Origin of the sequence: Microbacterium sp. H6 (assembly GCF_003314775.1) — a bacterium.
Lineage (GTDB): Bacteria > Actinomycetota > Actinomycetes > Actinomycetales > Microbacteriaceae > Microbacterium > Microbacterium oxydans.
This window is the reverse complement of sequence record NZ_QOAY01000060.1, coordinates 29,107-43,895: the sequence shown is the minus strand read 5'-3', so window position 1 is coordinate 43,895 and position 14,789 is coordinate 29,107. Positions and strand designations below refer to the sequence as shown.

Here is a 14,789-nt window from a genome sequence, read left to right as displayed (position 1 = left end):
CCGGCTGCCGTTACACGACAGACGGCCTGCGATGACACGCAATTTTCAATTGTACGTGCACATCGACGGGCTCAGTGACACGAGACCACTGAGCCCGTCGAGGGTGTTACGCCTGTGCGTCTTCCGAGCGGAACGGGAAGCCGATGTGGCGGAGCAGTGCCCGGCCCTCGTCATCCGTCTTCGCGGTGGTGACGACGGTGATGTCGAAACCGCGAACCCGGTCGATCTTGTCCTGATCGATCTCGTGGAACACGCTCTGCTCCTGGAGACCGAAGGTGTAGTTGCCGTTGCCGTCGAACTGCTTGCCCGAGAGACCGCGGAAGTCGCGGATACGGGGCAGTGCGAGCGAGACGAGGCGATCCACGAACTCCCACGCGCGGTCACCACGGAGGGTGACGTGCGCGCCGATGGCCTGTCCCTCGCGCAGCTTGAACTGCGCGATGGACTTGCGAGCCTTCGTGACGATCGGCTTCTGGCCGGTGATCTTGGTGAGATCGTCGACCGCGCCATCGATCACCTTGCTGTCGCGAGCTGCCTCGCCGACACCGGTGTTCACGACGACCTTGACCAGTCCGGGAATCTGCATGACGTTCGCGTAGCCGAACTCTTCCTGCAGAGCCTTCTTGATCTCGGTGTTGTACTTCTGCTTCAGGCGCGGCTGGATCTTGCCAGCCGGCGCGGCAGTGTCGGTGCTCATCAGAGGTCCTTACCGCTCTTCTTCGCGTAGCGCACACGGACGGTGCGCTTCACGCCGTCCTTCGTCTGCTCCTCGACCCGGTGGCCGACCTTGGTCGGCTTCTTGGTCGAGGGGTCGACGAGTGCGACGTTCGAGATGTGGATGGAGGCTTCGACGGTCTCGATGCCTCCGGTCTTGGTGCCACGCTGCGTCTGGCCGACGCGCGTGTGCTTGGTGACGTAGTTCACGCCTTCGACGATCACGCGGTTCTTGTCGGCGAGGACATCCAGGACCTTGCCCTGCTTGCCACGGTCGCCGCCACGCTCCTGCGTGGCACCGGTGATGACCTGAACCAGGTCACCCTTCTTGATCTTCGCCATGATTAGATGACCTCCGGCGCCAGCGAGACGATCTTCATGAACTTCTTGTCGCGAAGCTCACGACCGACCGGCCCGAAGATACGGGTGCCGCGGGGCTCCCCGTCGTTCTTCAGGATCACTGCGGCGTTCTCGTCGAACTTGATGTAGGAGCCGTCCGGACGACGGACCTCCTTCTTGGTGCGGACGATGACCGCCTTGACGACGTCGCCCTTCTTGACGTTTCCACCGGGGATCGCGTCCTTGACGGTCGCGACGATGGTGTCGCCGAGGCCCGCGTAACGGCGCTTCGAGCCACCGAGAACGCGGATGGTGAGCAGCTCCTTGGCGCCGGTGTTGTCGGCGACCTTGAGTCGGGATTCCTGCTGGATCACTTGGCCTTCTCCAGAATCTCCACCAGACGCCAGCGCTTCGTGGCGCTCAGCGGGCGGGTCTCGTTGATCAGGACCAGGTCGCCGATGCCGGCGGAGTTCGCCTCATCGTGCGCCTTGACCTTCGAGGTGCGGCGGATGACCTTGCCGTAAAGCGGGTGCTTCACGCGGTCCTCGACCTCGACCACGATGGTCTTGTCCATCTTGTCGCTGACGACGTAGCCGCGGCGTGCCTTGCGGTAACCGCGGGCAGCGGCGTCGCGGACGTCGTGCTCGGACGACTCGTGTCCTGCGGCCTGCGTCTCCACAGTCGCTTCCTTCTTGGTGGCCATCACTCAGCCTCTTCCTTCACGGCGTCGTCGGCGGAGTCCGCCTTCTTCGCCTTCGACTTGGTCGCCTTCTTCGCCGGAGCCTCGACCGGAGCGGGCGTCGCACGGATGCCCAGCTCGCGTTCGCGGATCACGGTGTAGAGGCGCGCGATGTCGCGCTTGACGGCGCGGATGCGGCCGTGGCTCTCCAGCTGGCCGGTGGCCGACTGGAAACGGAGGTTGAACAGCTCCTCCTTGGCCTTGCGCAGCTCCTCGACGAGGCGCTGGTCTTCGAATGTGTCGAGCTCTGCCGGGGCGAGCTCCTTGGTGCCGATCGCCATTACGCGTCGCCCTCCTCGCGCTTGATGATGCGTGCCTTGAGCGGCAGCTTGTGAATTGCACGGGTCAGAGCTTCGCGAGCGAGCTCCTCGTCGACACCCGCGACCTCGAAGAGGACACGGCCCGGCTTGACGTTGGCGACCCACCACTCGGGGGAACCCTTACCGGAACCCATGCGGGTTTCGGCCGGCTTCTTCGTGAGCGGACGGTCGGGGTAGATGTTGATCCACACCTTTCCACCACGCTTGATGTGACGGGTCATCGCGATACGAGCGGACTCGATCTGACGGTTCGTCACGTAAGCGGGCGTGAGGGCCTGGATACCGTACTCGCCGAAGGAGACCTTCGTGCCGCCGGTGGCCTGACCCGAGCGACCCGGGTGGTGCTGCTTGCGGAACTTGACCTTACGGGGGATGAGCATTATGCCGACGCTCCTTCTGCGACAGGTGCCTCGTTGCGCGGGGCACGGCGGCGGTCGCCACCACGGTCGTCACGACGAGCCTTGGGTGCGTTGGCCTGCTCGCGAGCGAGCTCCTTCGCGGTCAGGTCGCCCTTGTAGATCCAGACCTTCACGCCGATGCGGCCGAAGGTGGTCTTCGCCTCGTAGAAGCCGTAGTCGATGTTCGCGCGCAGCGTGTGCAGCGGCACACGACCCTCACGGTAGAACTCCGAACGGCTCATCTCGGCGCCGCCGAGGCGGCCGGAGACCTGGATGCGGATGCCCTTGGCGCCGGCGCGCTGAGCGCCCTGCAGACCCTTGCGCATCGCACGACGGAACGCCACACGAGCAGAGAGCTGCTCGGCGATGCCCTGTGCGACGAGCTGTGCATCGGCCTCGGGGTTCTTGACCTCGAGGATGTTCAGCTGAATCTGCTTGCCCGAGAGCTTCTCGAGGTCGCCGCGGATGCGCTCGGCCTCGGCTCCACGACGACCGATCACGATGCCCGGACGGGCGGTGTGGATGTCGACGCGGACGCGGTCACGGGTGCGCTCGATCTCGATGTTCGAGACACCGGCGCGGTCGAGCTGCGTCTTGAGCAGGTTACGGATCTTGATGTCTTCGGCGACGTAGTCGGCGTAGCGCTGACCCGGCTTCGTCGAGTCAGAGAACCAACGCGAGACGTGGTCCGTCGTGATGCCGAGACGGAAGCCGTACGGGTTTACCTTCTGTCCCATTACTTGCTCGCCTTCTTGTTGCTGTCGCCCGCGGCGGCCGGAGCCACCTCAGGCGTCGAGAGCACGACCGTGATGTGGCTCGTGCGCTTCTTGATCTGGAAAGCGCGACCCTGTGCACGGGGCTGGAAACGCTTGAGCGTGGTGCCCTCGTCGACGTACGCGTTGGCCACGTACAGGTCCTTCTCGTCGAGGAACTCGCCGTCGCGATCTGCCTTCACCTGCGCGTTGGCCATGGCCGACGCGACGAGCTTGTAGATCGGCTCACTGGCGGACTGCTGAGCGAACTTCAGGATCGCCAGAGCCTCCTGGGCCTGCTTGCCCTTGATGAGCGCGACGACACGACGAGCCTTCTGAGGGGTCACGCGAATGTGCTTCACGCGTGCGATCGATTCGACCATTAGCGGCGCCGCCCCTTCTTGTCGTCCTTCTCGTGGCCGCGGAAGGTGCGGGTGGGCGCGAACTCGCCCAGCTTGTGACCGACCATGGTCTCGGACACGAACACAGGGATGTGCTTGCGTCCGTCGTGGACCGCGATCGTGTGACCCAGCATGGCCGGGATGATCATGGACCGACGGGACCAGGTCTTGATGACGTTCTTGGTGCCGGCTTCGTTCTGCACGACCACCTTGCGAAGCAGGTGATCGTCGACGAAGGGGCCCTTCTTAAGACTGCGAGGCATCTTCTCTTACTCCTACTTACGCTTCTTGCCGGCGTTACGACGACGCACGATGTACTTGTCGCTTTCCTTGTTGGCGTGACGGGTACGACCCTCAGCCTGGCCCCAGGGGGAGACGGGGTGACGACCACCAGAGGTCTTACCCTCACCACCACCGTGCGGGTGGTCGACCGGGTTCATCGCGACACCACGCACGGTCGGGCGGACGCCCTTCCAGCGCATGCGGCCGGCCTTGCCCCAGTTGATGTTCGACTGCTCGGCGTTGCCGACCTCGCCGATGGTCGCGCGGCAGCGCGCATCGACGTTGCGGATCTCGCCCGAGGGCAGACGCAGCTGGGCGTAGGGGCCGTCCTTGGCGACGAGACGGACGGACGCGCCGGCCGAACGTGCCATCTTCGCGCCGCCGCCGGGGCGGAGCTCGATCGCGTGGATCACGGTACCCGTGGGGATGTTCTTCAGCGGGAGGTTGTTACCCGGCTTGATGTCAGCCCCGGCACCCGACTCGACGATGTCGCCCTGCTTCAGCTTCGCCGGAGCGAGGATGTAGCGCTTCTCACCGTCGAAGTAGTGCAGCAGCGCGATGCGCGCGGTGCGGTTGGGGTCGTACTCGATGTGAGCGACCTTGGCGTTGACGCCGTCCTTGTCGTTACGACGGAAGTCGATGACGCGGTACTGGCGCTTGTGGCCACCACCGATGTGACGGGTCGTGATGCGGCCCTGGTTGTTGCGACCACCGGTCTTCGAGAGCGGGCGCAGCAGCGACTTCTCCGGCGTCGATCGAGTGATCTCGGCGAAGTCAGCCACCGACGAGCCGCGACGGCCCGGGGTCGTGGGCTTGTACTTGCGAATAGCCATTATTGTCCTTATCCCCCGGATCAGCCGATTGCCGTGAAGATGTCGATGGTGCCCGACTTCAGGGTGACGATGGCGCGCTTGGTGTCCTTGCGCTTGCCGGTGCCGAAGCGGGTGCGACGAGCCTTGCCGACGCGGTTGAGGGTGTTGACCCTTGCGACCTTGACGCCGAAGATCTTCTCGATGGCGAGCTTGATCTCGGTCTTCGAAGCGCGCGGGTCGACGAGGAAGGTGTACTTGCCTTCATCGATGAGACCGTAGCTCTTCTCGGACACGACCGGCTTCAGGATGATGTCGCGCGGGTCCTTGTTCAGGGCCGTCTGGAGAACAGATGCCTGCTCGCTCATGCGGAGACCTCCTGGTTGGCGCCGGACTTGGAGGCGATGAAGCCCTCGAGCGCGGCCTGGGTGAAGACGATGTCGTCGGAGACGAGCACGTCGTATGCGTTGAGCTGGTCGAACGTCAGCACGTGCAGGTTCGACAGGTTGCGGATGCTCTTCAGCGTCACGTCGTCGTTGCGCTCGATCACGACGAGCACGTTCTTCGACGAGACGACGTTGGTGAGGAAGTTCACCGCGGTCTTGGTCGAAGGCGTGCCGTCGATCCCGAAGGACTCGATGGCGTGGATGCGGTCACCGCGGAAGCGGTCGCTGAGCGCGCCCAGCAGGGCGGCGGCGATCATCTTCTTGGGGGTGCGCTGCGAGTAGTCGCGCGGCTTGGGGCCGTGCACGATGCCACCACCGGTCATGTGCGGCGCGCGGATGGAACCCTGACGGGCGTTACCCGTGCCCTTCTGCTTGAAGGGCTTGCGGCCGGCACCGGAGACCTCGCCACGACGCTTGGTCGAGTGCGTGCCCTGGCGAGCCGCCGCGAGCTGCGCGACGACGACCTGGTGGATGAGCGGGATGTTCGTCTTGGCGTCGAACAGCGCGGCGGGAAGCTCGATCGAGCCTGCCTTCTTGCCGTCTGCCTTGAGGACGTCGAGCGCGAGAGTGGAGTCAGCCATGATCAGGCACCCTTCACTGCGTTGCGGACATAGACGATGCGGCCACGAGCACCGGGGACGGCGCCCTTGACGAGCATGAGTCCCTTCTCGATGTCGATGGAGTGCACCGTGAGGTTGAGGACGGTCACGCGCTCGCCACCCATACGGCCGGCCATGCGCATGCCCTTGAAGACGCGGCTCGGGGTCGACGATGCGCCGATGGAGCCGGGCTTGCGGTGGTTGCGGTGCGAACCGTGCGAAGCCGAGACACCCTTGAAGTTGTGACGCTTCATGACACCGGCGAAGCCCTTGCCCTTGCTCGTGCCGACGACGTCGACGAGCTGGCCGGCCTCGAAGGTGCCGTCGACCGTGAGCTCCTGGCCCAGGTTGTAGTCGCCGGCGTCCGCGGTGCGGATCTCGGTGACGTGACGACGCGGCGTGACGCCTGCTGCCTCGAAGTGGGCGGAGAGCGGCTTGTTCACCTTGCGGGGGTCGATCTGGCCGTACGCGATCTGCACGGCGTTGTAGCCGTCCTTCTCGGGCGTGCGGACCTGGGTGACCACGTTGGGTGCCAGCTCGATGACGGTGACGGGAACGAGCTTGCCGCTCTCGTTCCACACCTGGGTCATGCCGAGCTTCGTGCCCAGCATGCCCTTGGAAACCTTGGAGTTGATGTCAGCCATGTCGAACCTCAGAGCTTGATCTCGATGTTGACATCGGCCGGCAGGTCGAGACGCATCAGCGAGTCGACGGCCTTGGGCGTCGGGTCGACGATGTCGATCAGACGCTTGTGGGTGCGCATCTCGAAGTGCTCGCGGCTGTCCTTGTACTTGTGCGGCGACCGGATGACGCACACGACGTTCTTCTCGGTCGGAAGGGGCACGGGGCCGACGACGGTTGCGCCCGCACGGGTCACGGTGTCGACGATCTTGCGTGCGGACGTGTCGATGACCTCGTGGTCATACGACTTCAGGCGAATGCGGATCTTCTGTCCCGCCATTGTCTGCTCTCTCTCTTTAAGCGTCTTACCGTCCGGGACCGGGTGGCCCTGGGGCATTGGACGCACGTCGGCGCTGTTCGCGCCTCGGCACGAGAACGGCTCTTGCGAGTCGATCTGCTGCACCACTGTTCTTCTGTCAGCCGGACGCCGTGAAGCGACCGGATGCCGACCTTCCGCCGCGCACGGCAGAACCCTTCATGTAGAGGGGTGTCGGGGTTGTGTTCTGCTACCCGCGGCCTAGAACCCTGCACCGTCCCGGAGGAGGCGCCGTCTATGCACTGCCCTGGCAGTGATCCCTCGCGCGCACAGCGGCGACGGAATATCGAACCTGTCTATTCTGCCACGGCTGATTTCACTTGCGCAAACCCGGGCGTGTCGCGCTCCTCCGACAGTCCCGGTGACGCGTCCGAGAGGGCTCAGATCCCAGGAGATAGCGGGGCGAGGCATCCCCATGCCTCGCCCCGCTTGGGGAGGGCGTTCAGTGCGAGGGGGCACACCGAACGCGAGTAGCCCGGCGTGAAGGGACGCCGAACTCCTCGACCGAGGGCGCGGCGGAAGACCCGCCGCGCAGGCAGGGAGACGCTCAGGCGCCGTGACGGCGCGCGTCGCACGATGATCCCCAAGATCGCTTATCCCCAGTTTCGTACGCGGAAGTCCGCGTGCTTCGGGAAACCGAACCCCTTCGGCTTCCCCGACCGCAAGATCCCCAGGCGGTCTCGATGATCCTACTGGATACATCTGTGGATGCGCCACATCCGACGACATTCCGAAGCCGAAGCCGTTGGACAGGAACAGAAGAGCGGCGCCCCACCGGAGTGGTTCGCCGCTCAGATGCTGTGCTGCGTGCTACTCGTTGCCGACGGCCTTGTCGGCGCTGTCGCGGATCTCGTCGATCTTGTCTGCGGCGCCGGGAGCGATCTTCTTGGCGAAGTCGGCCACGCCGTCGAGCACCTTGTCGCTGATGTCCTCGGCCTGCTCGCTCTTGACCGCCTCGGCGATCTTGTCCTTGTTCTGCTCGTACAGGTCCTTGCCCTTGTTGACGGCGTCCTCGATACCCATGATTCCCCTTCGGAGGCGGTGTGCGATGTGCGATGTGCGATGTGCGTCTAGTCTGCACGAACCGCCGCGCTATCACCAGGGGGATCAGCTGCGGCAGAGCAGCATCCCGTGGCGTCGGTCACTGGCAGGTGACGGCGTCCTGCGTGAGGACCGTCGGAGTGACGACCGGGGTGCTGTCGAGCTCGATCTTCGTGGGGGCGTCGGAGTCGGCGACGAACTCGTAGGTGAGCGTCCTGCTCTCCTGCGGCGCCAGCGTCAACCGCATCGTTCCGACGGTGAACTCCTGGTCCTTGCGCACCTCCGACTGCGCGAGCTCGGCGTCTGCCCTCTGCCCGACCGGCGAGTATCCCGGAGGGGCGAAGGCGAGGGTCTCCACCTGCATCGATCCCTTCGGCGTCTCGATCCCGACGCCGGTGACGTACTCGGGAAGCCCTCGCACCGAAGCGGGATCGACGGTGTTGGCAAGCGTCACCGTCACGAACACGTGACGGCGTCCGTCGGCGGCGCAGACCGGCTGACTCACGTCGATCGACTGGGTCATGTACCGCTGCATCTTCCCGGGCGTCCAGTCGATGAAGTAGACGCCGAACGCCTCCGTACCTTCCGCCGCCCTCGGCCCGCGACGATCGAGGTCCGTGCCGGCGATGAGCTGCTGCTCCGACTCGCGGGCGCTCCAGATCGCGATCCGGCCCTCCTTCGCTGCGAGCCCGAGCACAGAGGACAGCTTGGCGAAATCGACCTGACCGCCCATCAGCTTCTGCAGTGTCAGCCCAGCGAAGACCTGGTTGATCATGTCGACCTCTGCGGGCTCGTACGTCTTGTAGAGGTCGCCGAGCAGCATCGCCACCGCGTTGGAGTTCGAGATCTCCGGACCGCCGGGGATAGCGACCGGCCCGGTCGCGACCAGGAGGTAGCTCAGGGCGACGGTATCGAGGGAGACGACCGCGTCGACCTCGACGCCCTTGGCCTCTCGCCACATGTCGCGTGCGATCTCGAACGTCCTGTCGAAACGGGGCGAGCGGGTGAGCGCCTGAACGTAGCTGCCGAACAGCGAGCCGTACAGGTCGGTCTCCTCCTGCGTCACTCCCCCGACCGGTGGACGGAAGTTCGGGAAGTCGCGACCGGAAGCCGACGACTGGTTCACGATCGAGATGGCGCCGTTGTCGATGTGCACCTGGGCCATGGAGCCGATCGTGCCGCCACCGGACATCACCTCTCCATTGTTCTGGAAGATGACCAGCACGTCGCGGGGTCCCCCCTCTCCCAGCATCTCGGGGAGGGCTTCGACAAGCGGCATGACGCCGGCGAGTGTGCTCGCAGCCGGCTTCAGAACCTTCTCGATGCGTTCCACACCGGATGCCACGGGCCCGAGGAGCGCGTCATGATCGACGCCCGCCAGCATCGATGAGGCATCGCGCACGGCCTGGTCGGCCGACCGCGCGATGTCCCCGATGCCGTGGATCGCCTGGAGGTCGAGCCCGCCGTCGGAAGGACGAAGTGCTGCGATGTCGATCCCCGAAGCGGGAAGGAGCGCCTTGGTGGCCAGCTCGTCGACGGCCGCGGTCGCCATGCGGACGCCATGGAGGTTGGGGCCGATCACCGGCACCCACTCCAGCGATTCCCAGAGGAATCCGCTGGTCTGCTCGTGCGCGGAAGCGGCGGTCTTCGTCAGCTCCTCCGCCGCGGCCTGCGCGCCCGCAGTGTCGCCGGAGGCGATCAGCCCGGGGATGCTCTGGGCCAGCGGCACCGAAGCCTCGAGCTTGTCCTTGGCGTCGAGCGCCTTCGGAATGAGGATCGCCGCGATCACGGCGACGGCGATGAGCAGTGCGAGCACGACGCCCACCACCCACAGGATGATCCGGGTGCGGCGACTCTTTCGACGCTGCTGCTCGTTCTGGGCTCGACGCGCGCGTCTGGAGTCTCGGGTCACCGCAATATACTACCGAGGTGGACCTGAGCAGCGTCGCAGACCGCGACGCACGCCCATGGCGGGGGTTCGCCCACACCATGGAGGAGTGCACGTGAAAGCTGTCATCGTCGGTCAGGGATATGTCGGGCTTCCGGTAGCCATGCGCGCCGTGCAGGTGGGCATGACCGTCGTCGGACTCGATGTCGACAGCGTGCGGATCGCCGCTCTGCACGCCGGTGAGTCGTACGTCGATGACATCTCGTCGGAGCAGCTGAAGGAGGCGATCGCTTCCGGTCGCTATCTCGCGTCCTCCGACTACGACGACACCGAGGGCTTCGACGTCGCGGTGATCACGGTCCCCACCCCGCTCCGCGAGGGCCTCCCCGACATCTCCTACATCGAGTCGGCGGGAGCATCGTTGGCGACCCGACTCACCCGCGGGGCGACGGTCGTGCTCGAGTCCACGACCTACCCGGGCACGACAGAGGAGATCCTCGTCCCCCTCCTCGAGGCCGGGTCCGGGCTCCGGGCAGGACAGGACTTCGCCGTCGGATACAGCCCGGAGCGGATCGACCCAGGCAACCCCACGTGGGGCTTCGTCAACACACCGAAGGTCGTCTCCGGCATCGACGAGCAGTCACTCGGCAAGGTGAAGGCCTTCTACGACCTCCTCGTGGACCGAACGGTGAGCGTGACCACGCCCAAGGAGGCCGAGCTCACCAAGCTTCTCGAGAACACGTTCCGCCACGTCAACATCGCCCTGGTGAACGAACTCGCCGTGTTCGCGCACGAGCTGGGCGTCGACATCTGGGAATCGATCGATGCCGCGGCGACCAAGCCGTTCGGGTACATGAAGTTCACCCCGGGCCCCGGTGTCGGCGGCCACTGCCTTCCCGTGGATCCGAGCTACCTCTCGTGGCAGGTGCGGCGCAAGCTCGGACGTAGCTTCCGCTTCGTCGAACTCGCCAACGATGTCAACGACCACATGCCGGACTACGTCGCCCAGCGTTCCATGGAACTGCTCAACGAAGACCGGCGCTCGCTGAACGGGTCGACGATCCTGCTGGTCGGACTCGCGTACAAACGCGACACCGCCGACATCCGCGAGTCCCCCTCCCTGCGCCTCATCGAGCTGCTCACCTCCTTCGGTGCGTCCATCCGCGGCGCGGACCGCCACGTCGAGTCGCACCGGTGGCCGACCGCCGTCGAGCGCGTGGAGCTCTCCGCTGCGGAAGTCGAGGCCGCTGATCTGGTCATCCTGGTGACCGATCACTCCGACTTCGACCTGACGCTGCTGCACGAGTCCCCGACGCCGGTGCTCGACACCAAGGGCCGGCTCTCGGGACCCAGGGTCGTTCGTTTGTGAGCTCGCTGCGCCTGATCCTCACGTCCTCGGCTGCCGCGGTCGCGACACTCTCCGTTCAGGTCCTCGGCCTCATCACCCTCGCCCCCACGGACTTCGGGCTCTTCTCGATCGTCTATCTCGCCGGCGCCTTCGCGCTGTCGCTCGCACTCTCCCTCATCTGCGAGGCGGCGACCCGTTCACGCCAGGACGTCCCCACCTCCTGGGCGGACTTCAGCGGTGCGTCGACGGAGTTCGCCCTGATCTTCGCCGCCGTCTCCGCACTCGTCGTCTCCCTGACGAACTCGCCCCTGACGCCGTACTGGTGGCTGATCGCGCTCGCCATCGGCGGCAGCGCCTACCGCTCGACCGCACGGTTCTACGCGGTCGAGAACAGCGACACACGCGGGTCGGTCCTCGGAGACGCCATCGCCGCCATCGTCGCCGTCGTCCTCAGCGTCGTGACCCTCACCCTCCATAGCGGCGAGCTCTCCTGGGTCCTCGGCACCTGGGCGGCGTCGAGCGTCGTCGCCGCCGTGTTCTCGAGGTGGCCGGCTCTGAGTCGACCTGGCGTGCTCGTGCGCTGGACCCGTCAGCGCTGGACCGCCATCGCTCCCCTCGTGCGCGACTCCCTGATCATGGATGCCTCGTCGATCGGTACCCCCTACGCGCTGGCCCCGATCTTAGGAGTGGGCCCGTTCGGTGTCTACCGGGCCGTGTCGAACGTCGCCGCACCGGTGCGCCTGCTGCTGAATCCGATCCGGCCGCGCATCGCCCGACTGCGGATGTCTGCGGCGACCGTCGGCGCGGTCGTGGCCGGCGGTATCGTGCTCGGCGGTCTCGCCGCCGGGGTGCTGCTGCTGCTCGGCGAGACGTCCTGGCCGCTCGGCACTCTCCGGGACCTCATTCCGTTCGCCGCACCGACCGCGATCTTCGTCATGGCGAACATGGTGGGGCACACCTTCTACATCGTGTCCAGGCTGCGGGCCTCACGACGCGGCCTGCTCGCGGCGCGGCTCGTCCAGACCGCGCTGGGCGTCGTCGGGCCGCTGGCGGGTGCTCTGCTGGGCGGGCTGAGCGGAGCGATATGGGCATACGCCCTCTCCACCCTGCTGTCGTCGCTCTTCTGGCTGCTCGTCGCCCGCCGCGCGGATCAGTTGCCGGTCACCGCCTGACGCCAGACCGACTCCCACGCCGAGAAGCTGTAGTGATCCCGGACTGTGCGGTGACCTGCGGCTCCACGCTCAGCACGTCGCGTCGCGCTCTCCGAGAAGAAGCCGGTGAGAGCGTCCGCCCAGTCGTCCGCGCTCTCGGGCGCGATGCCGTCTCCTCTGCGCAGGATCTCGGCGTTCACCCCGACCGGGTCGCCCATCATCGGAATCCCGGCCGCGCCGTACTGCAGCAGCTTGTAGCCGCACTTGCCTCGCGACCAGGCGGAATCCGGTGTCGGCATCAGCCCGAGATCGGCGTCGGCGAGCACGGCACCGAAGGTCTGCGGCGACCACGCCACCCGGTCGACGATCGCGTCCAGCGGTCCGAGCTCCGCGTCCCCCGCGCTGACGACGGTGAGCCGCATGCCCGTCCGCTCATGCGCGTACAGCAGCGCAGACTCGATGTCGCGCAGATAGCGCTCCGTGGCGGGCGAGCCGATCCATATCGCGCGCGGCGTCTCCCCGATGTCGAAGCTCGTCTTGCGCGAGTAGTCCGCCGGATCCACGCAGCTCGGGATCACGGTCACGCGAGGGTTGATCCGACTCGCCGCCTCGGCGAGTGTGGCGTTTCCCGCGATGACGACGTCGGCCGCGCCGACCGCCGCTCGCCAGATCGCCGCCTTCGGGAACGGGCCCCGGCGGTCGAGGTGGAGGGCGTCGTCGAAATCATAGATCCCGACGCGCTCGCCACTCAGCAGACGTCTCTCCACACCACCGCGGCTCAGCGGACTCGCCTGCCGCGACACCAGCACTCGCGCGTCGCGCGGAGGCCTGCGACGCAGCTCCGCCTCGGCCGCGAGCAGCCGCCGAGGAGACTTCAGGAGAGACCGTCCGGAGTTGGTCGCCCCGTCGAGATACGAGTGCGTGACCGCGGGCACCTCCAGCCTGTCGAGCCAGTCGAAGACGCGGACCCGTGCGCTTCCCGCACTGCGCCCGTAGCTGGTGTACGTGTGCAGCGCCGTCATGATGCCGCCCGCCGGCGAGAGCCGATCACCCCGAGCACCACGATGATCGCGGCTGTGACGAGGTACAGCGTGTTGTTGGTCTTCTGCGTGAACGTGACCAGGAACAGCGTCGACACCAGCAGGGCCGAAAGCCACCAGCGCGCCGGGGATGCTCGCCGCGTGGAGTAAAGGTAGGCCACGAGCGCACCGATCGCCGCCGCGCCGAGGGCGACGCCGACGACCCGCCAGTCCCGATAGAACGGTTCCAGCCATGTATACACGTTCGTCAGAGTCCCCACGTTGACGAACGGCGCTACTGGGTTCCAGGTGCGCAGTCCGGGGATCAGACTCAGGACGGGTTCGAAGAACGCGGTTCCGAATGTCTGCGGGTTGAAATCGCCGTAGACGATGCGAGGCCCGCCCACCGGGGGCCACGCGCCGTTGGTGGAATCCACCAGGGACAGGAACGCGGGCACGCCCGCGGTCAGATAGATGAACGGGCTGGACAGCCCGGAGGCGCTCAGCAATGGCGAGACGTTGCTGCCGACATCACCCGTCTTGCCCAGCGCACCCGCGAGCACCTGGAAGGCGAGTAGCGCACCGGCGCCGATGGCTGCGATCGACATCATCATCACCCAGGGGCGGAGGTACCACGCCCGCACGCGGCCGCCGCGCCAGGAGCGCGCGTAGAGGAGGAGAAGGGCAGCGATCGCGAGCAGAACCCCCGCGAAGAGGTTCGTCCGCTGCAGCAGGGCGAGCATCGAGGCGGCGAGCAGGACCGCAGCCGGCACGCGCCACCACCACGCGAGTCCGTTCCGGACCGACCCCGGGACGATGAGGATCGCGAGCAGAAGAGGTCCGACGTACATCAGCAGACGTGCCCACAGGGGCACTCCGGCGAGGTACGACTCGGCAGCCCCACGGATCGTTCCGGGATGGAACCAGAAGGTCTCCCACCCGAAGCGCTGGAGGATGGTCCAGATGTACACCCCGAAACCCAGCGCGTAGGCGCCGGCGAGGATCAGCAGGACTCGTCGGCTGACGAGCGCATGGTCCCGCGGTGCCAGGTCGGCGCTGCGTGCCTTGCGGGCTGCGAGCGCGATACCTCCCCACGCCCCGACGGAGAAGAACGCGATACCGACCAGCAGCACGCCCCACGCGGCGATCGATGCACCGTGATAGGCGATGAGCCCCGACCCGACGAGGACCAGCGTCACCGCCCACACCGCGTTGTGCACGACCACGGGAAGGAACGCTCGTCGCGCGATGAACCAGGTCAGGACGGTCAGTCCGATGAGCACGGCGACGACGACGAGCGCGCCGACACCGTTGGAGACGTCCGTCATCGCCGACCCCGCTCCATCTCACTCCGCAGGAAGTCGGACACAGAGGCATGGACCGCGTCACGTCGGAAATGCTCGACCACGAAGTCGCGGGCGTTCGCGCCCAGGTCCGCCGCGAGATGCGGATCCTCGATCACCCGCTGCAGAGCGTCGGCGAGCTGACCCGCGTCCCCCGCCGTCACCATGAGTCCGGTGCGCTCGGGGATCACGGAATCCACCGC

The 14,789-nt window shown here is 66.4% G+C and carries 20 protein-coding genes and 1 pseudogene; 2 read left to right on the top strand and 19 right to left on the bottom strand.

Going from position 1 to position 14,789, the window contains the following annotated elements; genetic code table 11:
- Positions 1-106: 106 nt before the first annotated feature.
- The 16 genes from rplE to DSP71_RS03880 all read right to left on the bottom strand — a co-directional run bounded on the left by rplE (position 107) and on the right by DSP71_RS03880 (position 9,749).
- The gene (gene rplE, locus DSP71_RS03955; RefSeq protein ID WP_113680407.1) at positions 107-697 is read right to left on the bottom strand and encodes a 50S ribosomal protein L5; all 591 of its coding nucleotides are present in this window, start codon (positions 695-697) and stop codon (positions 107-109) included.
- Positions 697-1,056, bottom strand: coding sequence for a 50S ribosomal protein L24 (rplX, locus tag DSP71_RS03950; protein ID WP_045264644.1), 360 nt, complete (start codon positions 1,054-1,056; stop codon positions 697-699). Before rplX ends, rplE begins: the two co-directional genes overlap by 1 nt.
- A 2-nt stretch (positions 1,057-1,058) precedes the next feature.
- A complete protein-coding gene (gene rplN, locus DSP71_RS03945) occupies positions 1,059-1,427 on the bottom strand; it encodes a 50S ribosomal protein L14 (RefSeq protein ID WP_017201583.1) in 369 nt (122 codons plus the stop codon).
- The gene (gene rpsQ, locus DSP71_RS03940; protein WP_017829201.1) at positions 1,424-1,756 is read right to left on the bottom strand and encodes a 30S ribosomal protein S17; all 333 of its coding nucleotides are present in this window, start codon (positions 1,754-1,756) and stop codon (positions 1,424-1,426) included. Before rpsQ ends, rplN begins: the two co-directional genes overlap by 4 nt.
- Complete coding sequence (gene rpmC, locus DSP71_RS03935) at positions 1,756-2,073, bottom strand: 50S ribosomal protein L29 (protein ID WP_017829202.1); 318 nt, start codon at positions 2,071-2,073, stop codon at positions 1,756-1,758. Before rpmC ends, rpsQ begins: the two co-directional genes overlap by 1 nt.
- Entirely contained in the window at positions 2,073-2,492 is a 420-nt protein-coding gene (gene rplP, locus DSP71_RS03930; RefSeq protein WP_017829203.1) for a 50S ribosomal protein L16, read from the bottom strand. The genes rpmC and rplP overlap by 1 nt, the downstream gene beginning before the upstream one ends.
- Positions 2,492-3,247, bottom strand: a complete 756-nt coding sequence (gene rpsC, locus DSP71_RS03925; protein ID WP_017201587.1) for a 30S ribosomal protein S3 — start codon at positions 3,245-3,247, stop codon at positions 2,492-2,494. The genes rplP and rpsC overlap by 1 nt, the downstream gene beginning before the upstream one ends.
- The gene (gene rplV, locus DSP71_RS03920) at positions 3,247-3,645 is read right to left on the bottom strand and encodes a 50S ribosomal protein L22 (RefSeq protein WP_045264641.1); all 399 of its coding nucleotides are present in this window, start codon (positions 3,643-3,645) and stop codon (positions 3,247-3,249) included. Before rplV ends, rpsC begins: the two co-directional genes overlap by 1 nt.
- Positions 3,645-3,926: a 30S ribosomal protein S19 gene (gene rpsS / locus DSP71_RS03915; RefSeq protein ID WP_017829205.1), complete on the bottom strand. Its 282-nt coding sequence runs from the start codon at positions 3,924-3,926 to the stop codon at positions 3,645-3,647. The genes rplV and rpsS overlap by 1 nt, the downstream gene beginning before the upstream one ends.
- A gap of 12 nt (positions 3,927-3,938) precedes the next feature.
- Complete coding sequence (gene rplB, locus DSP71_RS03910) at positions 3,939-4,778, bottom strand: 50S ribosomal protein L2 (RefSeq protein WP_017201590.1); 840 nt, start codon at positions 4,776-4,778, stop codon at positions 3,939-3,941.
- Positions 4,779-4,798: 20 nt separating this feature from the next.
- Positions 4,799-5,122, bottom strand: a complete 324-nt coding sequence (gene rplW, locus DSP71_RS03905; protein ID WP_113680406.1) for a 50S ribosomal protein L23 — start codon at positions 5,120-5,122, stop codon at positions 4,799-4,801.
- A complete protein-coding gene (gene rplD, locus DSP71_RS03900; protein ID WP_021201122.1) occupies positions 5,119-5,781 on the bottom strand; it encodes a 50S ribosomal protein L4 in 663 nt (220 codons plus the stop codon). The genes rplW and rplD overlap by 4 nt, the downstream gene beginning before the upstream one ends.
- Positions 5,782-5,783: 2 nt before the next feature.
- The gene (gene rplC, locus DSP71_RS03895) at positions 5,784-6,443 is read right to left on the bottom strand and encodes a 50S ribosomal protein L3 (RefSeq protein WP_021201123.1); all 660 of its coding nucleotides are present in this window, start codon (positions 6,441-6,443) and stop codon (positions 5,784-5,786) included.
- Positions 6,444-6,451: 8 nt separating this feature from the next.
- The gene (rpsJ, locus tag DSP71_RS03890; RefSeq protein WP_017201594.1) at positions 6,452-6,760 is read right to left on the bottom strand and encodes a 30S ribosomal protein S10; all 309 of its coding nucleotides are present in this window, start codon (positions 6,758-6,760) and stop codon (positions 6,452-6,454) included.
- 846 nt (positions 6,761-7,606) lie between these two features.
- Positions 7,607-7,819 carry a hypothetical protein gene (locus tag DSP71_RS03885; RefSeq protein ID WP_045264638.1) on the bottom strand — a complete coding sequence of 71 codons (213 nt, stop codon included), beginning with the start codon at positions 7,817-7,819 and terminating at the stop codon, positions 7,607-7,609.
- A gap of 118 nt (positions 7,820-7,937) precedes the next feature.
- Positions 7,938-9,749 (bottom strand): DUF4012 domain-containing protein, encoded by a 1,812-nt coding sequence (locus tag DSP71_RS03880; protein WP_147251191.1) that lies wholly within the window; start codon positions 9,747-9,749, stop codon positions 7,938-7,940.
- 91 nt (positions 9,750-9,840) lie between these two features.
- Between DSP71_RS03880 and DSP71_RS03875 the strand changes: the two genes are divergently transcribed.
- Together DSP71_RS03875 and DSP71_RS03870 are read left to right on the top strand one after the other, a co-directional pair.
- On the top strand, positions 9,841-11,094 hold the full coding sequence (locus DSP71_RS03875; RefSeq protein ID WP_220151072.1) for a nucleotide sugar dehydrogenase: 1,254 nt from the start codon (positions 9,841-9,843) through the stop codon (positions 11,092-11,094).
- Positions 11,091-12,245 carry a hypothetical protein gene (locus DSP71_RS03870; RefSeq protein ID WP_113680403.1) on the top strand — a complete coding sequence of 385 codons (1,155 nt, stop codon included), beginning with the start codon at positions 11,091-11,093 and terminating at the stop codon, positions 12,243-12,245. The genes DSP71_RS03875 and DSP71_RS03870 overlap by 4 nt, the downstream gene beginning before the upstream one ends.
- Here DSP71_RS03870 and DSP71_RS03865 read toward each other — a convergent pair.
- The 3 genes and pseudogenes from DSP71_RS03865 to DSP71_RS03855 all read right to left on the bottom strand — a co-directional run.
- The gene (locus tag DSP71_RS03865; protein ID WP_113680402.1) at positions 12,224-13,246 is read right to left on the bottom strand and encodes a glycosyltransferase family 1 protein; all 1,023 of its coding nucleotides are present in this window, start codon (positions 13,244-13,246) and stop codon (positions 12,224-12,226) included. The two genes, DSP71_RS03870 and DSP71_RS03865, sit on opposite strands and share 22 nt — an antisense overlap.
- Positions 13,243-14,571 (bottom strand): oligosaccharide repeat unit polymerase, encoded by a 1,329-nt coding sequence (locus DSP71_RS03860; RefSeq protein WP_113680401.1) that lies wholly within the window; start codon positions 14,569-14,571, stop codon positions 13,243-13,245. The genes DSP71_RS03865 and DSP71_RS03860 overlap by 4 nt, the downstream gene beginning before the upstream one ends.
- Positions 14,568-14,789, bottom strand: a pseudogene (locus tag DSP71_RS03855) (hypothetical protein); the annotation flags it as partial. The pseudogene DSP71_RS03855 and the gene DSP71_RS03860, both read right to left, overlap by 4 nt.

Bases quoted from the DNA above. Each gene is read 5' to 3' on its own strand.
- rplX (WP_045264644.1), bottom strand. From the start codon at position 1,056: ATGGCGAAGATCAAGAAGGGTGACCTGGTTCAGGTCATCACCGGTGCC.
- rplW (WP_113680406.1), bottom strand. From the start codon at position 5,122: ATGAGCGAGCAGGCATCTGTTCTCCAGACGGCCCTGAACAAGGACCCG.
- DSP71_RS03860 (WP_113680401.1), bottom strand. From the start codon at position 14,571: ATGACGGACGTCTCCAACGGTGTCGGCGCGCTCGTCGTCGTCGCCGTG.
- rpsS (WP_017829205.1), bottom strand. From the start codon at position 3,926: ATGCCTCGCAGTCTTAAGAAGGGCCCCTTCGTCGACGATCACCTGCTT.
- rplD (WP_021201122.1), bottom strand. From the start codon at position 5,781: ATGGCTGACTCCACTCTCGCGCTCGACGTCCTCAAGGCAGACGGCAAG.
- rplE (WP_113680407.1), bottom strand. From the start codon at position 697: ATGAGCACCGACACTGCCGCGCCGGCTGGCAAGATCCAGCCGCGCCTG.
- rplP (WP_017829203.1), bottom strand. From the start codon at position 2,492: ATGCTCATCCCCCGTAAGGTCAAGTTCCGCAAGCAGCACCACCCGGGT.
- rplB (WP_017201590.1), bottom strand. From the start codon at position 4,778: ATGGCTATTCGCAAGTACAAGCCCACGACCCCGGGCCGTCGCGGCTCG.
- rplV (WP_045264641.1), bottom strand. From the start codon at position 3,645: ATGGTCGAATCGATCGCACGCGTGAAGCACATTCGCGTGACCCCTCAG.
- rpmC (WP_017829202.1), bottom strand. From the start codon at position 2,073: ATGGCGATCGGCACCAAGGAGCTCGCCCCGGCAGAGCTCGACACATTC.
- rpsJ (WP_017201594.1), bottom strand. From the start codon at position 6,760: ATGGCGGGACAGAAGATCCGCATTCGCCTGAAGTCGTATGACCACGAG.
- rplC (WP_021201123.1), bottom strand. From the start codon at position 6,443: ATGGCTGACATCAACTCCAAGGTTTCCAAGGGCATGCTGGGCACGAAG.
- rpsC (WP_017201587.1), bottom strand. From the start codon at position 3,247: ATGGGACAGAAGGTAAACCCGTACGGCTTCCGTCTCGGCATCACGACG.
- rpsQ (WP_017829201.1), bottom strand. From the start codon at position 1,756: ATGGCCACCAAGAAGGAAGCGACTGTGGAGACGCAGGCCGCAGGACAC.
- DSP71_RS03885 (WP_045264638.1), bottom strand. From the start codon at position 7,819: ATGGGTATCGAGGACGCCGTCAACAAGGGCAAGGACCTGTACGAGCAG.
- DSP71_RS03865 (WP_113680402.1), bottom strand. From the start codon at position 13,246: ATGACGGCGCTGCACACGTACACCAGCTACGGGCGCAGTGCGGGAAGC.